Below are 20,538 nucleotides of genomic sequence, written 5' to 3' on the forward strand. Positions count from 1 at the left end.
GATTATTCGTCTTTCCCATTGCTAAACGAGAGAAAGACGGATGGCCTCGCTGAAAGACGTCGCAAAACTTGCCGGGGTATCATTGATGACGGTTTCCCGCGCCATCAATGAGCCCGGCAAGCTGCGGTCGGAGACCTACCAACGCGTCAAACGGGCGATCGATCAGCTCGGCTACGTGCCCGATCTGTCGGCGCAGCGTATCCGCGGCGACAGCAATCGGGTGCAGACGCTGGGTGTACTGGCGCTGGATACCGCCACCACGCCGTTCTCGGTTGAAATGCTTCTGTCGATTGAAAAAACCGCGCGCGAACACGGCTGGAACAGCCTGGTGGTCAACCTGTTCGCCGACGACAGCGCCGAACAGACCGTCGATCTGCTGCTGGCGCATCGTCCAGACGGGGTGATCTTCACCACCATGGGGCTACGGCAGGTCAACCTGCCGGCCAGGTTGCTGGATAAAAAGCTGGTGCTGGCCAACTGCATCAGCCCGGAACATCAGATTGCCAGCTATATTCCCGACGATGAACAGGGGCAGTACCACGCAGCGCGCGCGCTGATCGCCAAAGGCTATCGCGCGCCGCTGTGCATTCACCTGCCCGAAAGCACGCTGGCCGCAGGGCTGCGCCGCCGCGGGCTGGAACGGGCCTGGCGCGAGTCGGGCGGCGAATTGCCCCAGCTGCGGCAGTATCATCTCGATCTGAGCGGCGGCGACGAAGGCTACCGCGACTGCGTGGCCCTGGTGGAACGGCATTTCTCCGCCGGCCGGCGCGATTGCGACGTGGTGGTGTGCGGCAATGACCGGGTGGCGTTTCTGGTGTATCAGCTGTTGTTGGCGCAGGGGTGGAAAATACCGCAGCAGGTGGCGGTATTGGGGTATGACAATATGGTCGGCATCGGCGAGTTGTTCCTGCCGCCGCTGACCACGGTGCAGTTGCCGCATTACGAACTGGGCCGCCAGGCGGCGCTGCACCTGATTGAACAACGGGAACACCGCGACCAGGTAAAGTTGCCTTGTCCGCTGCTGGAGCGTGGTTCACTGTAGCTGGCAGGGCGCATGGCGTCGCGCCCCGCCTAGCTTAGGCCCAGATGCTCTCCAGCCGCCATCCTTCCATATCGCCAAACTGCGCCTGGCCGCCTTCGGCAAACAGGCTGAGGTCACATCGGCCGTCGGCCGGGTAGATGCGGCTGGTCAGGCAGGCTTCGCCCTGATTGACGAACACTTCCAGCGATGAACGGTCGATGAATAACCGCAGCGGCAGCCGCTCCCCCGCCGGCAGCGCGACGCTGCGGCAGCCGCACAGCCCCGGCTCCTCGCTGAATCGCTCCAATACCAAGCGGTGCGCCTGATTGTCGACGTACAGCCGCGCTGCGCCGCCGATCGCCACGCCATAGCGTTCGGCGTCGCTGCCGGCCAGATCCAGGGTTATCTGCAGCTCCTGCAGCGCTTCGGCCAGCGGCCGCCGTTGATTGCGCAGCTTGAGCGGGATAAGCGTTCGGTGTTCGCGCCGCAGCGCCGTCAGTTCGCGCGCCGGATTCATCCGCACGCCGCCGTCTGCGCCCAGCGTCAGCTCGCGCGGCAGGGTGAGGGCGCCTGCCCAGCGATGCGCCTTGCTCGGCATCGGCGATTCCCACATGTCCATCCAGGCGAACAGCAGGCGACGGCCGTCGGCGGCGGTGAAGGTTTGCGGCGCATAGAAGTCGTGGCCGGCATCCAGTTCGCAGAAGGGCCGGGTCGGCGTGAAATCATGGCCCGGCCGCCAGTGGCCGACCAGGTAGCCGCTTTGAAAACGGTTGCGGTTGCGGTAACCCTGCGCCGCCAGGCCCTGCGGCGAGAACAGCAGCAGGTGTTTCTCGCCCAGTGGGAAGAAGTCCGGGCACTCCCACATATAGCCCTGATGCAGCGCCTGAGCGCCGCCCAACAGGCGATCGAAGCGCCAGTCGCGCAGATCGGCCGAGCGATACAGCCGCGCCTGCCCCAGGCCATTTTCCTTGGCGCCGACCACCATCCACCATTCGCCGTCTTCGCGCCAGACTTTCGGATCGCGGAAATGCTGAATGCCGTTCGGCGGCGTCAGCACCGGCCCGTGTTTGACGAAGTGCACGCCGTCTTCGCTGGTGGCCAGGCACTGCACTTCGCGCACCCGATCATCATCGCCGGCCTTGCCCAGCCAGACGTGGCCGGTGTAGATCAGCGTCAGCACGCCGTCGTCGTCCACCGCGCAGCCGGAGAAGCAGCCGTCTTTGTCGTAGTCTTCGCCGGGCGCGAGGGCGATCGGCTGGTGCTGCCAGTGCGCCAAATCGCGGCTGGTGGCGTGGCCCCAATGCATCGGCCCCCAGTTCTCGTCGTAAGGATGATGCTGGTAGAACGCGTGATAAACGCCGTCAATGCAGATCAGGCCGTTGGGATCGTTGATCCAGCCGGCGGACGGCGCCAGATGAAACTGCGGGTAGTAATCGTCCCGGCGCTCGGCGCGCAGGGCTTCGACCGCATGGTCGGCTTGAGCTAAGGCATTTTTCATTGAACAGACTCACTTGATTTTATTGCGGATTGAAAGTGCGGCGTCCTGGTGGCGTTCTCGCCGCGCAGCAGGAAGCAAGAGATCAGCGTGGTGGCGGCCACCGCGCAGCCCATCAGCAGATAGGTGTCGGCGAAGCCGATGCGGTCATAGCCGTAACCCGCCAGCGGCGACAGGAAGCTGGCCATCACCTGGGTGATGAACTGGAAACCCACCAGATACAGCGTGGAAGACAGGCGGCTGTCGAAGCGGGTAGCGATGTACTTGAAGATGGCGATCAGCAGGATCGGCAACTCTATCGCGTGCAGCAGCTTCATGGCCGAGATAGTCAGCGCGCCGCTGACCAGCCCGGAGCCGAACATGCGCAGCGCCATCACGCCGCCCGCCAGCAGCAGGCCTCGCTTGGCGCCGATGCGGTTGACCAGCAGCGGCGCCAGGAACATGCCGCCGGCCTCGAGGAACACCTGCAGCGAATTGAGGAAGCCGTACATTTCGTTGCCCTGAGCGCGGGAACTGAACTGTGAGGCGAAGTAGACCGAGAACTGCTGGTCGAACACGTTATAGACGCTGATACCGAGCACGAACACCACCAGCGCCCAGAATCCCGGCATGCGCAGCAGCGCCAGCGCGTCCTGCAGCTTCAGATTTTCCGGCTTGCCGAACGCCAGGCCGGCCATGGCGTTGGGTTTCAGTTCGCGCACCTGGCTGAGCAGCAACAGAAACACCGCCGCCGAAGCGGAAGCCAGCCAGAAGTTGATGTTGGGATTGATATTGAAGATAAAACCGGCCAGGAAGGTGGCGCAGGCCCAACCCAGCGAGCCCCACATGCGGGCGCGGCCGAATTCGAAGCCGCTGATGCGGCTGACGCGCTCGGTATAGGACTCCAGCGCGCCGATGCCGGCAAAGAAGGTGGCGCCGATAAACAGCCCGCCCGCCAGCGCGCCAAGCGGCAGGCTGTGCGCCAGCAGCGGGGCGTAGAGGTAAATGAAGAACGGGCCGGTCAGCAGCAGCATCACCCCGAGAAACTGCAGCAGGTGTTTGCGCAGCCCGAGTTTATCCTGAATAAACCCGTAAAGCGGCTGCGCGCACAGCGCCACCAGCGAGATGGCGGAGAAAATCAGCCCGGTCTCCGCGCCTTTCAGGCCGATCTTTTGGTTGAGCCACAGCGAGATCAGAGAAAAACTGGACGACCAGGTGAAAAAGAAGAAGAACAGCAGGCCGCTGAGCAGCACATAATATTTTTTGGTTTCGCGGTTCATAGTAAGGCCCTGATGGAGGAGAGTGGCTCATTGTTAACGTTAACCTTCAGCCTGATAAAGCACCCCGGTATGGCGATTGAGATGTTAATCACAAAAGTTAACGTTAACATTTTTGCTTTGTGATCGGCGTCACAGGATGCCGTGGGGCGGCGGGGCGCCCCGGGCGATTAACGCTCGTTCAGCGAACGCAAATGATCGTCGCGGCGCAGGGTCATCAGCGCGAACAGGCTGACCACCGAGGTGGCGACTACGTAGTAGGCCGGGATGTCGATGTTGCCGGTCTGCTTGATCAAACCGGTGATAATCAGGCCCGCCGAACCGGAAAATACCGCGTTGGACAACGAATAAGCCAGGCCCAGGCCGGTATAACGCACCCGGGTCGGGAACATTTCCGCCAGCATCGCCGGGCCGGGGCCGGCCAGCAGCCCGACGACGGCGCCGGCGGTCAGTACCGCGATGCCCTTGGTTACCAGTGAGCCCTGAGTGTCCTGCAGCAGGTGCAGCAGCGGGAAGGTGAACAGGATCACCGCAATCACCGCCGTCAGCATCACCGTCTTGCGCCCCAGCTTATCGCTGACGATGCCGGCCGGCAGAATGGTCAGGGCGAAGCCGACGTTGGCCAGCACCGTGGCCACCAGCGCCTGCTGGAAGGTGGCGTGCAGCGACGTTTGCAGATAAGAAGGCATCACCACCAGGAAGGTGTAACCGGCGGCGGACCAGCCCATCATGCGGCCGATGCCGAGCACGATGGTCTTCAGCACGCTGCCCAGCGTGACTTCCGCCGCAGGGGCGCCCGGCGCATCCTTTTGCTGAGCCTGCCGGAAGGTTGGCGTCTCCTGCAGCTTCAGCCGCAGCCACAGCGCCACGGCGCCCATCGGCAGCGCCAGCAGGAAGGGAATGCGCCAGCCCCAGTCATGCAGCTGTTCCTGGGTCAGCAACGCGGCCAGCAGCGCCACCAGGCCGGCGCCGGCCAACAGCCCCAACGCCACGGTCAGCGATTGCCAGGCGCCGAACAACCCGCGTTTGCCCCTGGGCGCAAATTCGGTCATCAGCGAGACCGCGCCGCCGAACTCTCCGCCGGCGAACAACCCCTGGAACATGCGCAGCAGGGTCAGCAACAGCGGGGCGGCGGCGCCGATCGAGGCATAGGTCGGCATCACGCCGATCAGCGCGGTGGCCAGGGTCATCAGCAGCAGCACGGCGATCAGCGTGGGGCGCCGGCCGATACGATCGCCGATGCGGCCAAAGATCACCGCGCCGATAGGGCGGCAGAAAAACGCCAGCGCGAAGGCGGCGTAGGTCAGGATCAGACTGGTGATTTCGCTTTCACCCTGCAGGGTGAAGAAGTTGGCGGCGATAACGGTGGCGAGAAAGCCGTAAACGCCGAACTCATACCACTCGATAAAGTTGCCGACTGAACCGGCCAGCAACGCCTGCCGCGACTGGCGTGCGTCTATAGTGTGTTGGTCCATCCCCGTTCCCATGCATTCGAATTATTGTCAGTCAGTTCTAAATTCATATGACAAAACAATCAATTATTTTCAACGGGAAGTGTGAAGGGCGATAGCGGCATCAGACGATGCCGTCGATTTTCCACCCGTGGGGGCAACCGTTGGCGAAGGCGGTGGGGCGCGGCACCGGCAGGTCGCTTTGATCGAAACTGCCGGTGGCCAGCGCGATGGTCGGCTCATCATCTTATTACCAGAGTAAAGGCGCCGCCTCACGACCATTTTCGGCGTAGTACAACGACGGCAGGAACTGCGCCAGATAGCTGAATTCGTTATAGCAGTGGCGCATCAGATTAAAGCCAATCTCGTCCGACAGCTCGTCATGCGCGTTTGCGCAGGATTTACCCAGCAGAAAGCGGCTGCGCAGCACGCAGCCGTAAGGCGTGTCGCGTGCCAAATGCAGCATTTCACCGTCGCGGGGATCGCCGTTGTCGTCCAGCGCCACCTGCTCGCCGAAGCCTATACGGGCGCAAATGGCGGCAGATAGCGCCTGACTGTCGCGCGCCTGTTGCAGCGGTTGGGTGGCAAAAAAATCTTCGGCGGCGTGAAATTTGAGCCGGGCCGGTACCGGCGGCAGCTCCGCCAGCCATTCAACCGCGTCGATGCTGGCGCCAATGTAACTTTCGCCTTTTTTCCAGCGCCGGTCCCAGCCGCGGTGCTCAACGTGATCGTGCGGATGCCACCAGCGAATGTGCTGGGTGGTCTCAAAAAAGGTAAACCACCAGTCCAGCATGCGGCCCTTGCAGCCGTGCAGATCGGTGCGGATCGCCACGGTCAGCAAACCGTCGGTGCTGCGCGTTAGACCCATCTCCAGCCGCAGCGGTTCCGGTTTAAGCAACGCGTTGATATCATTAACGCCCCAGGGAAGCATCAGCGATTGATGTGTCATGGCGGTCATCCTTATAAATTTGGAAACGGTATTTGTTTCTTAATTAAGACTATGCCGGTATGCTGTCTCTGTCAACGATTTCGAGGAACCATCATGGCAAATGAAAGTGATGCAGAACCGCGCTCGCGTGGAAGACCTTCGGCCCCGGAGGCGGAGCTGCGCGCGGCGGCGGTTGAGGCTACTCTGGCGCTGTTGCTGACGCAGGGTTATGCCGCCACCACTGTGGACGCGGTGGCGAAGCGGGCCGGCATGGCCAAGAAGACCCTGTACCGATTTGCCGAAAATCGCGATGCGTTGGTGATGCAGGCGATAGCCAGTTGGACCGACGCTTTTCAGCCTGCATTTGAACAGGATGCGCAGCGGGCAGCAGAGGTGCAGCCACTGCTTGAGCAGGGCCTGCGCGCGATTGCGCGTCACGTGCTGAGCGTACAGGCGGTGGGGGTATTTCGCCTGTTGCAGAGCGAGTTTCCTGGGCGGGAGGCGTTGCTGGCGGCCTATCAGCGTAACGGCATTGAACGCGGTCGGGGCATTGTGACGGACTGGTTGCAACGTCAGCGACAACGAGGGTGGCTGCGCGAGTTGGACTGCGCGCAGACCAGCGATCTGCTGTTGGCGATGGTGATGGCCGAACCCTTGCGCCAGATGGCGCTTGGACTGTTGCCGCCGGGCAGCGACATCGACACTCGCATCGCGGCGGCATTGGCGCTGGTGCTGCCGGGGTTGGTGCGGGGTTAAGGGGGCGGGCCCCATTGTTGTGGCTTTAGTTGAAGTATGACATGTTCATTATTAATGTCGTCTCACTATTTTTGGCCTGGAAAATGAATAACTCTCACCAATTTAAACAAGGCGACCTGTTTGCCCTGACCGTTTTTCTTGCCGTCGCCACGCATCGCAGTTTTCATGCGGCGGCGGTTGAACTGGAGGTGACGCCCTCGGCGGTTAGCCACTGCGTGAAAAACCTGGAGCGGCGCCTCGACGTCCGGCTGTTTAATCGCACGACGCGCAGCGTATCGTTGACAGATGCCGGGGAGCAACTGGCCGCCAAATTGCGCCCCGCGCTATTCTCCATCACCCAGGCGTTGCAAGAGGTCGATGATTTTCGCGAAACGCCCAGCGGCACGGTGCGAATCAACGCCAGCGAAGGCGCCGTTCGCCTGGTGCTGCGCCCGTTGCTGGCGCGCTTCCTGGCCGCCTATCCGCAGGTTCACCTGGATATCGTCTGCGACGGCAAACTCAGCGATATCGTCGCCGAGGGGTTCGACGCCGGGATCCGCCTGGCCGACGCCGTGCCGCAGGATATGGTGGCCATACGGGTCAGCGAGCCGGTGCGCTTTGCCGCCATCGCCGCGCCCGAGTATTTCGCCGCGTACGGCCGCCCGACGGCGCCGCAGGATCTGCTGCGCCACAACTGCATCCGCTTTCGTTTTGACAGCGGAGCCATTTATCGCTGGGAGTTCGAGCGGCATGGCGTCGCCGAATCGGTCAACGTCACCGGCTCGCTAACCTTGACCGACCAGCCATTGATGGTCGACGCCGCCATCGACGGTATCGGCATCGCCTTTGTGCCCGATCACCTGGCCGATGAAGCGCTGCGGGACGGGCGCCTCGAGCGCGTGCTGGACGAATGGTGCCCGGCCTACCCAGGGCTATGCCTGTATTACTCCGGCCACCGCCACGTATCAAGCGCTTTGAAAGCGCTGATAGGCTGTATTCGCGAAGTGCAAACCCGCTAGTCGCGCCTTCCATTGATGAACGCCGTTCACTTTAACAGTGAAGCCGGGCCGCATTGTTGTGGCCATGGCGCTGCTTTAGGCTTGGCAGACAAGGTGCTGAGCTTGTCTCTGCCGCCGCAACCCAGCCAGGAGATCGCAATGGAAAAGAAGATGAAAGCCGTGGTAATGACGGGCGCCAATCGCCCCTGGGAAGTGTGGCAGGTGCCGATGCCCAAAGCCGAACCGGGCCAGGTATTGGTGAAAGTGCGCGCTTCGGGCATGTGCTACACCGATGTGTGGTCAACGCAAGGTTACGGCGGGGACATCTACCCGCAGACGCCTGGCCATGAAGTCGTCGGCGACGTGATCGAAGTAGGCGCCGGCGTGCATACGCGCAAGGTGGGCGATCGCGTCGGCACTACCTGGGTTCAGTCCGCCTGCGGCCGCTGCGCCTACTGCCGCGAGAATCGGCCTCTGACGGGGCAAACGGCGATGAACTGCGTTTCACCGCGCACCACGGGGTTTGTCGCGCAGGGCGGGCATGCCGAATATATCGCCATCGCGGCGGAAGGCACCGTCCTGCTGCCGGATGAGCTGTCCTACGTAGACGCCGCGCCGATGATGTGCGCCGGTTACACCACCTGGAGCGGGCTGCGCGACGCGGCGCCGCAGCCCCACGAGAAGGTCGCCGTTCTGGGCATTGGCGGCCTGGGGCACGTTGCGCTGCAGCTTTCGCAAGCCTGCGGCTTCGAAACTATCGCCATCACGCATTCACCGGATAAACACGCGCTGGCAATGCAGCTGGGCGCCGATCGGGTGGTCGACTCGGGAAAGGCGCTGCTGGAGAGCGGCGGCGCGGACATTCTGTTGGTGACAACCAATGATTTTGACTCCGCGCAGGAGGCGATGACGGGGCTGAGGCCGGATGGCCGGGTGGTGCTTTGCGGGCTGGACTTCAGCAAGCCTTTTGCCATTTCGTCCGAGGGGGTGCCGTTCCATATGATGCGCCAGCGGGTGATAGGATCGACGCACGGCGGGCAGCAGTATCTGGGGGAGGTTCTCAACCTTGCGGCCAAGGGAAAAGTGAAACCGATCGTCGAGACGTTCTCGCTGGATCAGGCGGGGGAAGCCTATGAGCGCCTCGCCGCCGGCAAGATGCGTTTTCGCGGCGTGTTCGTGCCTTAAGCGGCGCGCAGGCAAAGGAAAACCAGGGCGCCGCCGGCGCCCTGGTCGAGAGCGGGTTAAGGTTTGTCGCCCTGCAGCAGCGCGGGCGGCGAGGGCAGGTTGGCGTCGGCGCGCAGTTTCCGCACCCGTTCGGCGCTGACGGTGGCGGCGGCCGGGTTGCCGAACTGGCGGCTGACGTAGTTGCTCAGTTCGGCGATCTGCGCGTCGTTCAGCTCTTCGGCGAACGACGGCATCAGGATCTCGCCCTGCCGCATGTCGCGATGCACGCCGTTGAGGATCACCGACACCAGATTCTTGCCGTCGGCGGCGCCGGTGCTGCCGTGGTTGAACAGCGCCGGGTAAGCGTGGAAGCCGCTGCCCTTGCCGGCGCCGTCCATGCCGTGGCAGGTCGCGCAGTTGCCGCTGAACAGCGTGGCGCCGGTTTGCGGATGTTCGCCGCTGCCGCGCAGCGCAAACACCGCCTGCGAAGGACTGCCCCAGCGGTCGCGCGGCCGGGTTTGCCGCTCATCGGCGATGGCCGGCACGCTGCGCAGATACACCGCCATCGCCTGCAGATCGGCTTCCGGCAGATACTGCAGGCTGTGCTCTATGGCTTCCGCCATCGGGCCAGAGGCCGAAGCGCGGCCCGGCACATGGCCGGTCTTCAGGTAGTTGACCAGATCCTGCTGCGACCAGCTGCCGATGCCGGCGTTGCGGTCCGGCGTGATGTTATAGGCGATCCAGCCGCCGAGATCGCCGCCGGCGAACGCTTTGTCCTGGTCCATGCCCATGGTCAGCGTGCGCGGGGTATGGCAGGTGCCGCAGTGCGCCAGCGCCTCCACCAGGTAGCGGCCCTGGTTCCACTGGGCGCTTTGCGTCGCGTCCGGGCGCAGTTCGCCAGGCTCGAAGTTGAACCACTTCCAGAAGCGCATGCCCCAGCGCTGGTTGAACGGGAAGGCGAGATCGGTTTGCGGCGTGGCCTGGGCCACCGCCGGCTGCGCCAGCAGGTAGGCCTTGATCGCCAGCACGTCTTCGCGGCTCATTTTGGTGAAGGCGTCGTACGGCATCGCCGGATACAGCTGCTGGCCGTCTTTGCCTACGCCGTCGCGCACCGAGGCGACAAATTCGTCGTCGCTCCAGCCGCCGATGCCGAACCGTTTATCGGCGGAGATGTTGGTGCCGTAAATCACGCCGAACGGCGTGCTGACCGGGTAGCCGCCGCCGAACGCCGGGCCGCCGGGCGCGGTGTGGCAGGCGGTGCAGTCGGCGGCGCGCGCCAGATATTCGCCGCGCTTGATAAGCTCGGCGTCGCTTTGCGCCCACAGTTGGCCGCTGACCAGCAGCGGCAACAGCGCCAGTAAGGTCTTTTTCACGCCATGCCTCCTTTCAGGCTGTCCAGCACCCGGTCGGCCATGTGCAACGCCAGCGCCACGCCGGTCAGGGTGGAGTTGACGGTGGAAGCGGAAGGCATGACGCCGGTGCCGGCGATGAACAGGTTCGGGTGATCGTGGCTGCGGCAGTCGCCGTCCACCACCGAGTCGCCGCCATCGGCGCCCATGATCATGGTGCCGGTGATATGCTGGTTGTTGTCGTAGACGCCGCGTTTGCTGTAGGCCGCTTCGGTGCCGCCCATCTGTTTGACGATGCGTTGGAAATCGAGCATCGACTGGTCGTAGCCGCGGTGCACGTATTCGGGGAATTGGTAATACACCTCCAGCTTGGGAATGCCCCAGGCGTCTTTTTCGGTCTTGCTCAGCTGCACGCGGTTTTCCGGCTCCGGCAGCATCTCCAGCAGGCACTTCAGCAGCACGTAACGTTCGGCCTGAAACGCCAGCTTGTCGTTCAGCGCCTTGCCGTAATAGCCCTGGCGGATCAGCCGTTCGGTGAGATAGCGCACCGGCGAGGTATTGGCCACGTCGACCCGCAGCGCCGAGCGTTCGGCACGGAAGGCACCGTCGCGCAGGTTGTTGATGCTGCCGGGGCGCATCGGCCCGCGGCCGAACCAGACAGGTTCGTCGGCGTAGAACTCCACCGAGCTGCCGGGATGGTCCATCAGGTTGCGGCCCACCATGCCGGAGCCGTTGGCGATGCCGTTCGGGTAGCGCTCGCTGCTGGACAGCAGCAGGATTTTCGGGCTTTCGATGCCGTTGGCGGTCAGCACGAAGCGCTTGCCGGTGACCCGGTGACTGGCCTTGTTGCGGTCGAGATAGTGCACCGCCACGATATTGCCCTGGCCGTCGGCCTCGATGCGGTGCACCACCGCATTGGCCAGGATGCGCACTCCGGCCGCCAGCGCCTTGCGGGCCGAGATGCCGCCGTGATACTGGGCGTCTATCGGGCACACCGGCATGCAGTTGTTATTGCCGCAGCAGGCCGGGCGGCCGTCGTAGGGCACGCTGTTGCGCGCCTGCGGGCCAATGCCCACTTCGTAGCCCAGGCCGGCGATGCGCTGTTTCAGGCGTTCGAAGCCGTAAGGCAACGGAATGCCCGGCAGCGGATACGGGCGCGAACGCGGCGAATCCAGGCTGCTGTCGCCGGAAACGCCCATCTGGTATTCCGCCTCGCAGTAATAGGGCTCCAGCTGTTCATAGCCGATCGGCCAGTCGCGCCCGACGCCATACAGGGTTTTCATCCGCATGTCGTTCGGCAGCAGACGGAACGCCTGCCCGGCCCAGTGCCAGGTGGTGCCGCCAACGCCGCGCAGATACTGGGCGCGGTAAGGATCCGGTCCCTTTTGAATCAGATAGTTGTTATCGCTCGGCACAAACTTCGGCTGCGGCGCCCAGGGTTCGGGCGGGAAGGGCTCGGTGAAATCCCCTTTGAACGGCGAATTGCGGAACAGCTCGACCGCCTCATCGCGCTTGATCTCCGGCCCGGATTCCAGCATCAACACCGAGGCGCCGGCCTGCGCCATTTTCAACGCCGCCAGGGAACCGGCGATGCCGGCGCCGATCACCACGATATCGGCACTTAATGAATCAGACATGGGCGTTCTCCTTGCGGGGCGGTTGCGTCCAGAAATCGGGCTCGCCGGGGCAGTAGCTCGGCGGCGTCAGAGAGCCGCGCACCAGCTGATAACTGACGATGTTCTCAAAGGCGATGCAGATCCGTTTGGTCGGGGCGCCGACCACGCCGAGATACCAGCCGCTCATCAGCGCCTCATACAGGTCGGCGAGGCGTTGCGGCTGCCGTTCAATCAGCGCATGCAAGGCTTCGCCGCGCAGATCGGCATGCTGAGCCAGCAGCTCGCCAAGCAGGGTTATTTGATGTTCAAGCTGTGGAAACAGCGGCCGTAACGCGGCGTGCAGCCGCTGCGCCAGCCGCGGGTCCGGCAGCGGTATGCCGGTCAGCAGGCGGGAAATGGCCAGGAAATTTTCCGGCATGGCGGCCGGTTGCGGCAGGGCGAAAGCGACGCGGCCCAGCAGGCTCTGGCCGACGGCGCCAGCCATCAACAGGCCAGCCGAACCGAGCACCAGCCGGCGGCGAGAAAGTGCGATCATCAGGGGCGGCTCCTTGAACTGAGTAGTAGGTCCGTGGTTATTTCAGCGCGCCGGCCGCGGTGGCGGACGCCTGGTTGTCAGTCTCCTGCTTCGGCGTGCTGACGCCGACTGCGCCGACCACTTCACCGTTCAGCGTCAGCGGGTAACCGCCGCCCAGCGCGACCGCGTGCGGAATGCTCAACACGGTGGTTTCGCCGCCCTGCAGGCGCTGCATAAATTTCAGCGAAGGGGTGCGGTACAGCGCCGACGTGCGCGCTTTGCCGATCGACGCGTCGACGCAGCCGGGGGGCGCGCCATCGAAGCGCTGGAAGGCCAGCAGGCTGCCGGCGCTATCGACTACCGCCGCACAGCCGGTGCTGTTTTGCGCTTTCAGGCTGGATTGCACGCTGGCGATCGCCAGGTTGGCCTGGGCGTTGTCCAACTGCGGGTGCAGGGCGGCTGCGGCATGGCCGCTGGCCAGCGCCAGCAAGGCTGCGGCGCTCAGAGGGATGAGATGTTTCATGCGTTGTTTTTCCAGTGCAAAGGGAAGGCAGCTTCCCTGGGGGTAATGTTATAGTTAGCTTGCTATGAATCTTTTGGTACAAAATACGCAGTTGCTGAGTTGTTAACAATGATTGGCGTATGAAAAATTATGGTTTTTTTGATGTTAATCACCGGGTGGGTAAATTTTGTTCAGCGCCGTCTGCCAAACGAAAGGCGTCAGTTGCGAATAGGCGAGATCTTGCGCCCGCATGGCGTCAACCAGCCCCTGCTGCGTTTCGACGGTAGCCAGGCTCTGGTGGGGTTCTATCCCGACGTCGCGCAGCGTCTGCACCACCTCACGCATCTCTTCGGCCCGCCGCTTGCCGTGTTCCGCCACCCGGCCGATCAGGTAGTGGGGAAGCTGCTCGTCCCAGCCGAGCGACGGGAAACTGGCGTGCAGCGACGCCAGCACCGGCTGATCCACGCCGTAGCGCTGGGCGGCGCGCAGACACTCGGTAGTCAGCGCCTCCAGCCCTTTGATCATCACGCTGCGGCACATTTTGATCGCCGAAGCTTCACCGACGCTGGCGCTGTAGACCCGGCTGTTGAACCCCAACGCATTAAGCCGCGCGCCGATTTCCGCCGCATCGGCACCGCCCAGCAGCAGCGGAGTTTTGAGGCGTTGCGGCGGCACCGGCGCCATCACCGCCACGTCGATATAGCCTGCGCCGCCGGCGGTCACCGCCTCCGCGGCGGCGCGTTTGGTATTGGGTGCGACGGAGTTGAGATCCAGCCAGGTTTGCCCCGCCCGCAGCAGCGGCGCGCACTGCTGCGCCACCGCCAGCGCGTTGGCGGCGGTGACGGCGGAAAACACCAGGTCGGCGCCTGCCAGCGCCTGCGGGAGCGAAGAGGCCAGCACGGCGCCGCAGGCCGCCGCTTTCTGCGCCATGGCAAGCGAAAGTTGGCTGTCATAGGCGCAAACGGCGAGGTGCTGCGCCCGCAGCTCCTGCGCCAGAATGCCGCCCACTTCGCCGAAGCCGATCAGCGCCACTGAAGGTAGAGTCGGGTTCATAGATTCTCCTGGATTATTCTGGCCATACCGCGCCGGGTATGCAGACCTGGCCGGCAAATATCAGCCGCGCGCTGCGCAGCAGCCCGGCACCCCGCAGCGAATCGGCGCCTTCGCGCGCCGGATCGCGCTGCAGCAGCACGCCGAACTCGCCGCTGGGATGCTCGACGCTCAGGCGCAGCTCGGCGGCGTCGCCAACGCGGGCCAGCCCCTGCGCCACGCTGCCGGGGATCAGGCAGGCGGTGGCGACGCTGACCGCACCGAGCACGCCAATCGAGGCATGGCAGCGGTGCGGGATGAAGGTACGGCTGCTGATCGCGCCGCCGTGGCGCGCCTCGGCGATCAGGGTCATTTTCGGTACCGTGCGTTGGCTGACGTCGCCCAGGTTCATTAGCGGCCCGGCCTGCAGGCGAATGCTTTCCAGCCGCGCCTTCAGTTCCGCATCCGCATCCAACTGCTCGCGGCTTTCATAGCCGCTGCGGCCCAGATCCGCCGCGCGCACCAGCACCACCGGCATGCCGTTGTCGATACAGGTCACGGCGACGCCGTCAAAACTGTTTTGCGGGCGGCCGGTCGGCAGCAGGGCGCCGCAGCTGGAGCCGGCGATGTCGTTGAAGGTCAGCGCGATTTCCGCCGCGCGGCCGGGAACGCCGTCTATCGCCAGCTCGCCGTCGTACCGCACTTCACCGGCGGGCGTGGCGATGCGCGCCAGCGCAGTCTGGCCGGTGTTCTGCATGAAGATGCGCACTTCGGTCACTTCGTCGCCGGCGCTGACCAGCCCGCGCTCAATGGCGAAGGGGCCGACCGCCGCCAGAATGTTGCCGCAGTTCTGCCCGTAGTCGACCTGCGGACGATCGACGCCGACCTGAGCGAACAGGTAGTCGACGTCGGCGTCCGGGCGGGCGGAACGCTTGACTATCGCTACCTTACTGGTCAGCGGATCGGCGCCGCCGAGGCCGTCGATTTGCCGCAGATCCGGCGAACCCATCACCGCCAGCAGCACGGCGTCACGTTGCGCGGGCTCGGCGGGCAGATCGTCTGCGAGGAAGAAGGCGCCTTTTGACGTGCCGCCGCGCATCAGCAGGCAAGGGATTCGGCGTTGGCGCATATCAATCCTCCAGCAGGTCGGCTGAGTCGTAATATTTCAGGCCTTTTTCCGCCAGCCGCGGCCGCATCCGGTAGATATCCAGCCCCAGTTCACCGTTGGCCATGCGCAGCCGCTTGCTCTCTTCCAATTCCGCGCGTTGGCGGCTGGCCGCCAGCACGCCCTCGGCTTCCGGCTGGCGCACCACCACCACGCCGTCGTCATCGGCGACGATCGCATCGCCGGGGTAGATAAGCTGCCCGGCGCACACCAGCGGCACGTTGACCGAGCCGAGCGTCTCCTTCACCGTGCCCTGGGCGTAAACCGCCCGTGACCACACCGGGAAGCCCATTTCGCGCAGCGTGCGGGTATCGCGCACGCCGAGGTCGGCCACCAGGCCGCGCACGCCGCGCGCTTTGAGCGAGGTGGCCAGCAGGTCGCCGAAGTAGCCGTCGCCACAGGGGGAGGTCGGCGCGACCACCAGAATATCGCCCGGCCGGCACTGTTCCACCGCCACGTGGAACATCCAGTTATCGCCCGGCGCCACCAGCACCGTCACCGCGCTGCCGGCGATGGCCAGATCTTGCTGAATCGGGCGAATGGCCGGATCCAGCAGCCCTTTGCGGCCCTGCGCTTCATGTACCGTCGCCACGCCGAAAGCCGCCAGCCCATCAAGGGTGCTGCCGCCGGCGCGCGGAATATTGCGGATAACCACGCCTTTTTTGCCGATGATGCTCATGCCAGCTCCCCCGTAACCCGAGGGAAGATGCTCTGATAGCCTTCGCCGTAGATGATGTTTTTGCTGCTGGTGATGCCGACGTTGCGCTTGGCCTGCACGCCACGCTGTTGGGCGACGCGGGTGTAGTATTCCCACAGGTGCTCCTGGCCGGCCATGCATTGGATGGCCTGGTACTTTTTGTCCCACACCTCGGTGATGTCCAGCAGCACGTCCGGTTTCCACTCGCACTGTTCCGGCTGGTGCGGTTCGAACAGGTAGACCGGCGGCGCGCCGACGATCGGCTCACCCGGCCGGTAGCCTTCGGCCTGGGCGATGATGCGCGCCTCCTGCGTCAGGTGGGTGGCCAGCGGATGGTCGTAGTTATAGGGATCTTTCAGTGAATGCGTCAGCACGAAGTGCGGCTGCACCCGGCGGAACACGTCCGCCAGGCGGAACAGCGCCTCTTTGTCGGCGCGCAGCGGGTAGTCGCCCATGTCGAAAAATTCGATGCTGGCGCCGAGGATCTCGGCGGCGGCCTGCGCCTCCTCGCGGCGTGCAGCCTTCACCCGTTGTTCGGTCATTTCGCCCTTGCGCCACAGTTTGGCGGATTCGCCGCGTTCGCCAAACGACAGGCAGACCACGTGCACCTGATAGCCGAGCCGGCCGTGCAGCGCGATAGCGCCGCCGGCGCGCCAGACAAAGTCGGCGGAATGGGCGCTGACCACCAGGGCGGTTTTGTTCGGGGTTGCATCACTCATTTTCGGGTTCCTTCGGTCTCGGGGATTCACTCCATGCTGGCAGCTCCGGCCGGCGGCGGATAATTCATTTGATTGCAGCAGGTATGCGTTTTATTTATATTGCCAGCAGGCCGAAGCGGGGAGGATAGAATGGAATATGACGAAAGTGCGCTGACAAACCTGATGCAAATCAGGGCATTCAGCCAGGTGGTGGCGCAGGGCAGCGTATCGCGCGCCGCCGCCGAGCTATTCAGAACTCAGTCGGCCATCACCCGTTCGATCCGCGATCTGGAGCTGCGGCTGGCGGTGCCGCTGTTCGAGCGCCATGCCAGCGGCATGCTGTTGACCGACTTCGGCAAGTGCGTGCTGCCGCGCGCCCGGCGGGCGATAGCCGAGCTGCATCAGATCCCGGCGCTGCTGCACCGCCTGCAGGGCAAAGGGACGGCGCGCGGCGACGCCGAGCCGCTGTACCTGTTCAACGTGCGGCGGCTGCAGATTTTTGTCTGCCTGTGCGAAACCCGCCATATGCAAACCGTCGCCACGCTGCTCGGCCTGAGCCAGCCGGCGATCAGCGCCGCGCTGAAGGTGCTGGAAAACGGCGCCGGCGTGGCGCTGCTGGAACGCACGCCGCACGGCATGGTGCCGTCGCTGGCCGGGCGCGAGATCGAACCCAACGTGCGCCGCGCGCTGAATGAGCTGCAGCACATTCCCGCCGACATCGCCGCGCGTCGCGGGGTGCTGGAAGGGCGGGTGCGGGTCGGCGCGCTGCCGCTGGGCCGCACGCGGCTTCTGCCGCAGGCCATTGTGCAGCTGACGTCGCGCTACCCCGGCGTCAGCGTGGTCACCAACGAAAGCGCGTTTGACGCGCTGGCCAGCGAGCTGCGTTCCGGCGATATCGACTTCATCTTCGGTGCGCTGCGGGCCAGCGACTACGCCGCCGATGTCTACAACGAGACGCTGTTCACCGAGGCGATGGTGCTGCTGGCGCGGCGCGGTCATCCGCTGGCGCAGCCGGGCCTGCAGCCAGGGCAGCTGAAGGAGGCGCGCTGGGTATTGCCGCGTTCGGCCACGCCGGCGCGGCGTTTGCTGGATGATTGTTTTCTGGCGATGGAGATACCGGTGGCCAACCCGGTGGTGGAAACCGGCGATCTGGCGCTGGTGCGCGGGCTGCTGCTGAATTCCGACATGCTGGCTGCGGTCTCCGCGCATCAGCTGGAGCATGAGTTGGCCTCCGGCGAACTGGTGCGGCTGCCGCTGGCGCTGCCCGATACCGAGCGCGCCATCGGGCTGACCTGCCGCACCGGCAGCCTGCACTCACCGGCGGCGCAGGCGCTGATCGACTGTCTGCGCCAGGTGTGCGCCGCTTAGAGCTGCGCAGCCTGCATCAGCGCGTAGCGGTAGCCCTGAATGCCGAAACCGCAGATCACGCCGTGGGCCACGTCGGACAGATAGGAATGGTGGCGAAACGGCTCCCGCTTGTGCACGTTGGTGATATGCACTTCGAACAGCGGCAGCGCCACGGCTGTGACGGCGTCACGTATCGCCACCGAGGTGTGGGTCCAGGCCGCCGGGTTGATCACCAACGCCTGCGCCTGGCCGCGGGTTTGCTGGATCCAGTCAATCATTTCCCCCTCGTGGTTGGTCTGGCGAAACTCGAGGTTAACCTCCAGCTCGGCGGCGGTGTCGCGGCACAGCCGTTCGATGGTCGCCAGCGTATTATGGCCATAGGTTTCCGGTTCGCGGGTGCCCAGCAGATTGAGGTTGGGGCCGTTGAGCACGTAAATGGTCTTCATGGTTTTTCTCCGGGTTAATCGGCAAAGCCAAACAGCCTCTGCGGCGTTTGCCATAAAATCTGTCGGCGGGTGGGGGCGTCAGGGAACAGCTGCTCCGCCAGCATCAGCAGCGTGCCCATGTCCATCCGTTCGGTGGCGCGCAGGAATGGCCAGTCCGACCCCCACATGCATTTTTCACCGCCGTAGGCGCTCAGCAGCGCCTGCAGGTAAGGCTGGCCGTCGCTGAACGGATAGCGCTGACGGGAAAACTTCGCCAGCCCCGACAGCTTGACGTAGGTGTGTTCACGCTGCGCGAGCGACAGCAACGCCTGAAACGCCGGCTGTTGCAGGCCGGCGCGCACGTCCGGCCGCCCCGAGTGGTCGAACAGCAGCCGGGTGCGGCTGCGCGCCAGCAGCGGCATCAGCGCCGGCAGTTGGTCGTCCTGCACCTGAATTTGCGCGTACATGCCCAGCTCCGCCAAACGGCCCATCAGCCCGTCCAGCCGCAGAAAAGGTTCGACGCCGAGCATCGCCACGTTGAGCGCGATGCCAACCACCCCCTGCGCCTGCAGGCTCGCCAGCGTCTGGCTGTCGGCGTCGCGCGGCACCACCGCGATGCCCTTGTGGCGGCCTTCGCCTTCTGCCAGCGCCGCCAGCAGATAGCGGTTGTCGGTGTTGTAGGCCGAGGTGGGGCCGACGATCAGCGAATGGCGGATGCCGTAGGCCTGCATCACCGCGCGGTAATGTTCGAGCGTAGCCAGCTCGTGGCCCGCCGGGTGATAGCCGCTGTCCGCCGCGTAGGGAAAGCGCTGCGGATCGAAGATGTGATGGTGACAGTCGATTTTAGGCTGATCGAAAATGCTCATTTCGCCGCTTTCCCCGCTACCGAATACAGCACCTGTTGATTGCGCGTTTGCTGGAACTCCTCCAGCGTCTGGCCGCGCATCGCCGAGTAGATATGCAGATTGGAGACGCCGACTACCGCACCGAGTTTTTCCAGCAGGAAGAAGCTGACGCCGTAGTGGATCAGCCCGCGCCAGTCGAGGTCGCGCAGCAGCCGCTGTTCCTCGGCGCTGAGTTGCGCTTCGTCGAACAGCGCCTGTTGCGCCGTATTGAAGCGCTCGCGCCAGGCTGGCTGAATCAGCCGGTGCAGGAAGCGATTGATGCGGATCGCCTTCAGGCTGCGGGCGTGGGTGAACGGATAGGTGCCCGGCAGTTGCTCCACGCCCGCCAGCTGCAGGTTGATTTTGTCGCGCTGGCGCTGGTGCACGTCAACCGGCGCTTCGCGCGCCTGGTTCTCGAGGATCAGCGTGGCGATGCCGGTCATCGACGGCAGGTAATAGGCCTGATGGAGTTTTTCGACGTTGGCCGACAGCGCGCCGCGCATAATCAGCCACATGATCACCTCGGCGCCCTCCAGCCCGCCCAGGGTGGCGTATTCCGCCAGGGTAATTTCGGTCAGACGTTCCGGATCGTTGACCAGCATGTCGATAAACTGCGCGTCCCATTCCGGGTTGTTGAAACCGCAGCGTTCACCGTGCACCTGGTGCGAGACGCCGCCGGTGGCCACCACCGCCACGCGCAGCTCCTCGGGGAAGCTTTCGATCGCCCGGCGCAGCGCCTGGCCGAGTTTAAAACAGCGGCGGGCGGAGGGAATGGGGAACTGCAGTACGCCGACCTGCAGCGGCACCACCTGCATCGGCCAGCCGTCCTGCCAGGGCAGCAGGGCGGAAAGCGGCGAAAACAGCCCGTGGTCGAGCGGCTTGTCCTGGAAAAACGACATGTCGAATTCGTCTGCCATCAGGCTGGCGCCGATATGCTGGGACAGCGCCGCATGGCCCTGAATGGGCGGCAGGTCGCGCGGGCCGCCGCCTTCATCGGCCACCGCATAACTGTCGTCGATGCCCAGCACGAAGGCCGAATAGTGATCGAAGAAAAACGAGGTGACGTGGTCGTTGAACACGTACAGCAGCACGTCGGGCCGTTTCTCTTCCAGCCACTGCCGCATCGGCGCGAAGCCGTCGAAAATCGGCGCCCAGGCGCTCTCGTGCTGCTTGTTGTGGTCCACCGCAAAACCGATGGTCGGGGTGTGAGACACCGCCAGTCCGCCAATGATCTTAGCCATCCTGTACCTCTGTTTGCAAAGAA

The 20,538-nt window shown here is 64.3% G+C and carries 20 protein-coding genes; 5 read left to right on the plus strand and 15 right to left on the minus strand.

The features are described from left to right. Window positions 1-40: 40 nt before the first annotated feature. Window positions 41-1,042, plus strand: coding sequence for a LacI family DNA-binding transcriptional regulator (locus tag KHA73_RS10530; RefSeq protein ID WP_234590743.1), 1,002 nt, complete (start codon window positions 41-43; stop codon window positions 1,040-1,042). Between the two features lie 34 nt (window positions 1,043-1,076). On the opposite strand, the gene KHA73_RS10535 is transcribed toward KHA73_RS10530, so the two are convergent. The 4 genes from KHA73_RS10535 to KHA73_RS10550 form a co-directional block, all read right to left on the minus strand. Further along, on the minus strand, window positions 1,077-2,519 hold the full coding sequence (locus KHA73_RS10535; RefSeq protein ID WP_234590744.1) for a glycoside hydrolase family 32 protein: 1,443 nt from the start codon (window positions 2,517-2,519) through the stop codon (window positions 1,077-1,079). Next, window positions 2,516-3,775 (minus strand): MFS transporter, encoded by a 1,260-nt coding sequence (locus KHA73_RS10540; protein ID WP_234590745.1) that lies wholly within the window; start codon window positions 3,773-3,775, stop codon window positions 2,516-2,518. Before KHA73_RS10540 ends, KHA73_RS10535 begins: the two co-directional genes overlap by 4 nt. A 167-nt stretch (window positions 3,776-3,942) precedes the next feature. Beyond that, the gene (locus KHA73_RS10545) at window positions 3,943-5,247 is read right to left on the minus strand and encodes an MFS transporter (RefSeq protein ID WP_234590747.1); all 1,305 of its coding nucleotides are present in this window, start codon (window positions 5,245-5,247) and stop codon (window positions 3,943-3,945) included. 226 nt (window positions 5,248-5,473) lie between these two features. After that, on the minus strand, window positions 5,474-6,172 hold the full coding sequence (locus KHA73_RS10550; RefSeq protein WP_234590748.1) for a DAPG hydrolase family protein: 699 nt from the start codon (window positions 6,170-6,172) through the stop codon (window positions 5,474-5,476). Between the two features lie 93 nt (window positions 6,173-6,265). Here KHA73_RS10550 and KHA73_RS10555 point away from each other — a divergent pair, with 93 nt between their 5' ends. The 3 genes from KHA73_RS10555 to KHA73_RS10565 all read left to right on the plus strand — a co-directional run bounded on the left by KHA73_RS10555 (window position 6,266) and on the right by KHA73_RS10565 (window position 9,069). Next, complete coding sequence (locus tag KHA73_RS10555) at window positions 6,266-6,907, plus strand: TetR/AcrR family transcriptional regulator (protein WP_234590750.1); 642 nt, start codon at window positions 6,266-6,268, stop codon at window positions 6,905-6,907. An 83-nt stretch (window positions 6,908-6,990) separates the two neighbouring features. Next, window positions 6,991-7,905 (plus strand): LysR family transcriptional regulator, encoded by a 915-nt coding sequence (locus KHA73_RS10560; RefSeq protein WP_234590752.1) that lies wholly within the window; start codon window positions 6,991-6,993, stop codon window positions 7,903-7,905. A 138-nt stretch (window positions 7,906-8,043) separates the two neighbouring features. Then, entirely contained in the window at window positions 8,044-9,069 is a 1,026-nt protein-coding gene (locus tag KHA73_RS10565; RefSeq protein WP_234590754.1) for an alcohol dehydrogenase catalytic domain-containing protein, read from the plus strand. A 56-nt stretch (window positions 9,070-9,125) separates the two neighbouring features. Here the strand turns inward: KHA73_RS10565 and KHA73_RS10570 are convergent, their stop codons facing one another. The 8 genes from KHA73_RS10570 to galB form a co-directional block, all read right to left on the minus strand. Next, complete coding sequence (locus tag KHA73_RS10570) at window positions 9,126-10,421, minus strand: c-type cytochrome (RefSeq protein WP_234590755.1); 1,296 nt, start codon at window positions 10,419-10,421, stop codon at window positions 9,126-9,128. Next, on the minus strand, window positions 10,418-12,034 hold the full coding sequence (locus KHA73_RS10575; protein WP_234590756.1) for a GMC family oxidoreductase: 1,617 nt from the start codon (window positions 12,032-12,034) through the stop codon (window positions 10,418-10,420). Before KHA73_RS10575 ends, KHA73_RS10570 begins: the two co-directional genes overlap by 4 nt. Further along, complete coding sequence (locus tag KHA73_RS10580; protein WP_234590757.1) at window positions 12,027-12,548, minus strand: sorbitol dehydrogenase family protein; 522 nt, start codon at window positions 12,546-12,548, stop codon at window positions 12,027-12,029. Before KHA73_RS10580 ends, KHA73_RS10575 begins: the two co-directional genes overlap by 8 nt. A gap of 37 nt (window positions 12,549-12,585) precedes the next feature. Further along, entirely contained in the window at window positions 12,586-13,050 is a 465-nt protein-coding gene (locus KHA73_RS10585; protein WP_234590758.1) for a GlcG/HbpS family heme-binding protein, read from the minus strand. Window positions 13,051-13,194: 144 nt separating this feature from the next. Next, window positions 13,195-14,082, minus strand: coding sequence for an NAD(P)-dependent oxidoreductase (locus tag KHA73_RS10590; protein WP_234590759.1), 888 nt, complete (start codon window positions 14,080-14,082; stop codon window positions 13,195-13,197). Between the two features lie 13 nt (window positions 14,083-14,095). Next, a complete protein-coding gene (locus tag KHA73_RS10595; RefSeq protein WP_234590760.1) occupies window positions 14,096-15,187 on the minus strand; it encodes a 4-oxalomesaconate tautomerase in 1,092 nt (363 codons plus the stop codon). Between the two features lies 1 nt (window position 15,188). After that, entirely contained in the window at window positions 15,189-15,902 is a 714-nt protein-coding gene (locus KHA73_RS10600; protein WP_234590761.1) for a 4-carboxy-4-hydroxy-2-oxoadipate aldolase/oxaloacetate decarboxylase, read from the minus strand. Further along, on the minus strand, window positions 15,899-16,639 hold the full coding sequence (gene galB, locus KHA73_RS10605; RefSeq protein ID WP_234590762.1) for a 4-oxalmesaconate hydratase: 741 nt from the start codon (window positions 16,637-16,639) through the stop codon (window positions 15,899-15,901). Before galB ends, KHA73_RS10600 begins: the two co-directional genes overlap by 4 nt. Window positions 16,640-16,768: 129 nt before the next feature. On the opposite strand from galB, the gene KHA73_RS10610 reads away from it, so the two are divergent. Then, entirely contained in the window at window positions 16,769-17,986 is a 1,218-nt protein-coding gene (locus KHA73_RS10610; protein ID WP_234590763.1) for a LysR family transcriptional regulator, read from the plus strand. Here the strand turns inward: KHA73_RS10610 and aroQ are convergent. From aroQ to KHA73_RS10625, 3 genes are read right to left on the minus strand one after another with little or no spacing between them, the layout of a single operon-like run. Continuing rightward, the gene (gene aroQ, locus KHA73_RS10615; RefSeq protein ID WP_234590764.1) at window positions 17,983-18,411 is read right to left on the minus strand and encodes a type II 3-dehydroquinate dehydratase; all 429 of its coding nucleotides are present in this window, start codon (window positions 18,409-18,411) and stop codon (window positions 17,983-17,985) included. The two genes, KHA73_RS10610 and aroQ, sit on opposite strands and share 4 nt — an antisense overlap. A 14-nt stretch (window positions 18,412-18,425) precedes the next feature. Then, window positions 18,426-19,256, minus strand: a complete 831-nt coding sequence (locus KHA73_RS10620; protein ID WP_234590765.1) for an amidohydrolase family protein — start codon at window positions 19,254-19,256, stop codon at window positions 18,426-18,428. Continuing rightward, window positions 19,253-20,515: a gallate dioxygenase gene (locus KHA73_RS10625; RefSeq protein WP_234590767.1), complete on the minus strand. Its 1,263-nt coding sequence runs from the start codon at window positions 20,513-20,515 to the stop codon at window positions 19,253-19,255. Before KHA73_RS10625 ends, KHA73_RS10620 begins: the two co-directional genes overlap by 4 nt. Window positions 20,516-20,538: the final 23 nt, after the last annotated feature.

Origin of the sequence: Serratia entomophila, from assembly GCF_021462285.1 — a bacterium.
GTDB lineage: Bacteria > Pseudomonadota > Gammaproteobacteria > Enterobacterales > Enterobacteriaceae > Serratia > Serratia entomophila.

Excerpts from the sequence above, each read along its gene's own strand:
- KHA73_RS10530 (WP_234590743.1), top strand. The coding sequence starts at position 41 with ATGGCCTCGCTGAAAGACGTCGCAAAACTTGCCGGGGTATCATTGATG.
- KHA73_RS10535 (WP_234590744.1), bottom strand. The coding sequence starts at position 2,519 with ATGAAAAATGCCTTAGCTCAAGCCGACCATGCGGTCGAAGCCCTGCGC.
- KHA73_RS10540 (WP_234590745.1), bottom strand. The coding sequence starts at position 3,775 with ATGAACCGCGAAACCAAAAAATATTATGTGCTGCTCAGCGGCCTGCTG.
- KHA73_RS10545 (WP_234590747.1), bottom strand. The coding sequence starts at position 5,247 with ATGGACCAACACACTATAGACGCACGCCAGTCGCGGCAGGCGTTGCTG.
- KHA73_RS10550 (WP_234590748.1), bottom strand. The coding sequence starts at position 6,172 with ATGACACATCAATCGCTGATGCTTCCCTGGGGCGTTAATGATATCAAC.
- KHA73_RS10555 (WP_234590750.1), top strand. The coding sequence starts at position 6,266 with ATGGCAAATGAAAGTGATGCAGAACCGCGCTCGCGTGGAAGACCTTCG.
- KHA73_RS10560 (WP_234590752.1), top strand. The coding sequence starts at position 6,991 with ATGAATAACTCTCACCAATTTAAACAAGGCGACCTGTTTGCCCTGACC.
- KHA73_RS10565 (WP_234590754.1), top strand. The coding sequence starts at position 8,044 with ATGGAAAAGAAGATGAAAGCCGTGGTAATGACGGGCGCCAATCGCCCC.
- KHA73_RS10575 (WP_234590756.1), bottom strand. The coding sequence starts at position 12,034 with ATGTCTGATTCATTAAGTGCCGATATCGTGGTGATCGGCGCCGGCATC.
- KHA73_RS10580 (WP_234590757.1), bottom strand. The coding sequence starts at position 12,548 with ATGATCGCACTTTCTCGCCGCCGGCTGGTGCTCGGTTCGGCTGGCCTG.
- KHA73_RS10585 (WP_234590758.1), bottom strand. The coding sequence starts at position 13,050 with ATGAAACATCTCATCCCTCTGAGCGCCGCAGCCTTGCTGGCGCTGGCC.
- KHA73_RS10590 (WP_234590759.1), bottom strand. The coding sequence starts at position 14,082 with ATGAACCCGACTCTACCTTCAGTGGCGCTGATCGGCTTCGGCGAAGTG.
- KHA73_RS10595 (WP_234590760.1), bottom strand. The coding sequence starts at position 15,187 with ATGCGCCAACGCCGAATCCCTTGCCTGCTGATGCGCGGCGGCACGTCA.
- KHA73_RS10600 (WP_234590761.1), bottom strand. The coding sequence starts at position 15,902 with ATGAGCATCATCGGCAAAAAAGGCGTGGTTATCCGCAATATTCCGCGC.
- galB (WP_234590762.1), bottom strand. The coding sequence starts at position 16,639 with ATGAGTGATGCAACCCCGAACAAAACCGCCCTGGTGGTCAGCGCCCAT.
- KHA73_RS10610 (WP_234590763.1), top strand. The coding sequence starts at position 16,769 with ATGGAATATGACGAAAGTGCGCTGACAAACCTGATGCAAATCAGGGCA.
- aroQ (WP_234590764.1), bottom strand. The coding sequence starts at position 18,411 with ATGAAGACCATTTACGTGCTCAACGGCCCCAACCTCAATCTGCTGGGC.
- KHA73_RS10620 (WP_234590765.1), bottom strand. The coding sequence starts at position 19,256 with ATGAGCATTTTCGATCAGCCTAAAATCGACTGTCACCATCACATCTTC.
- KHA73_RS10625 (WP_234590767.1), bottom strand. The coding sequence starts at position 20,515 with ATGGCTAAGATCATTGGCGGACTGGCGGTGTCTCACACCCCGACCATC.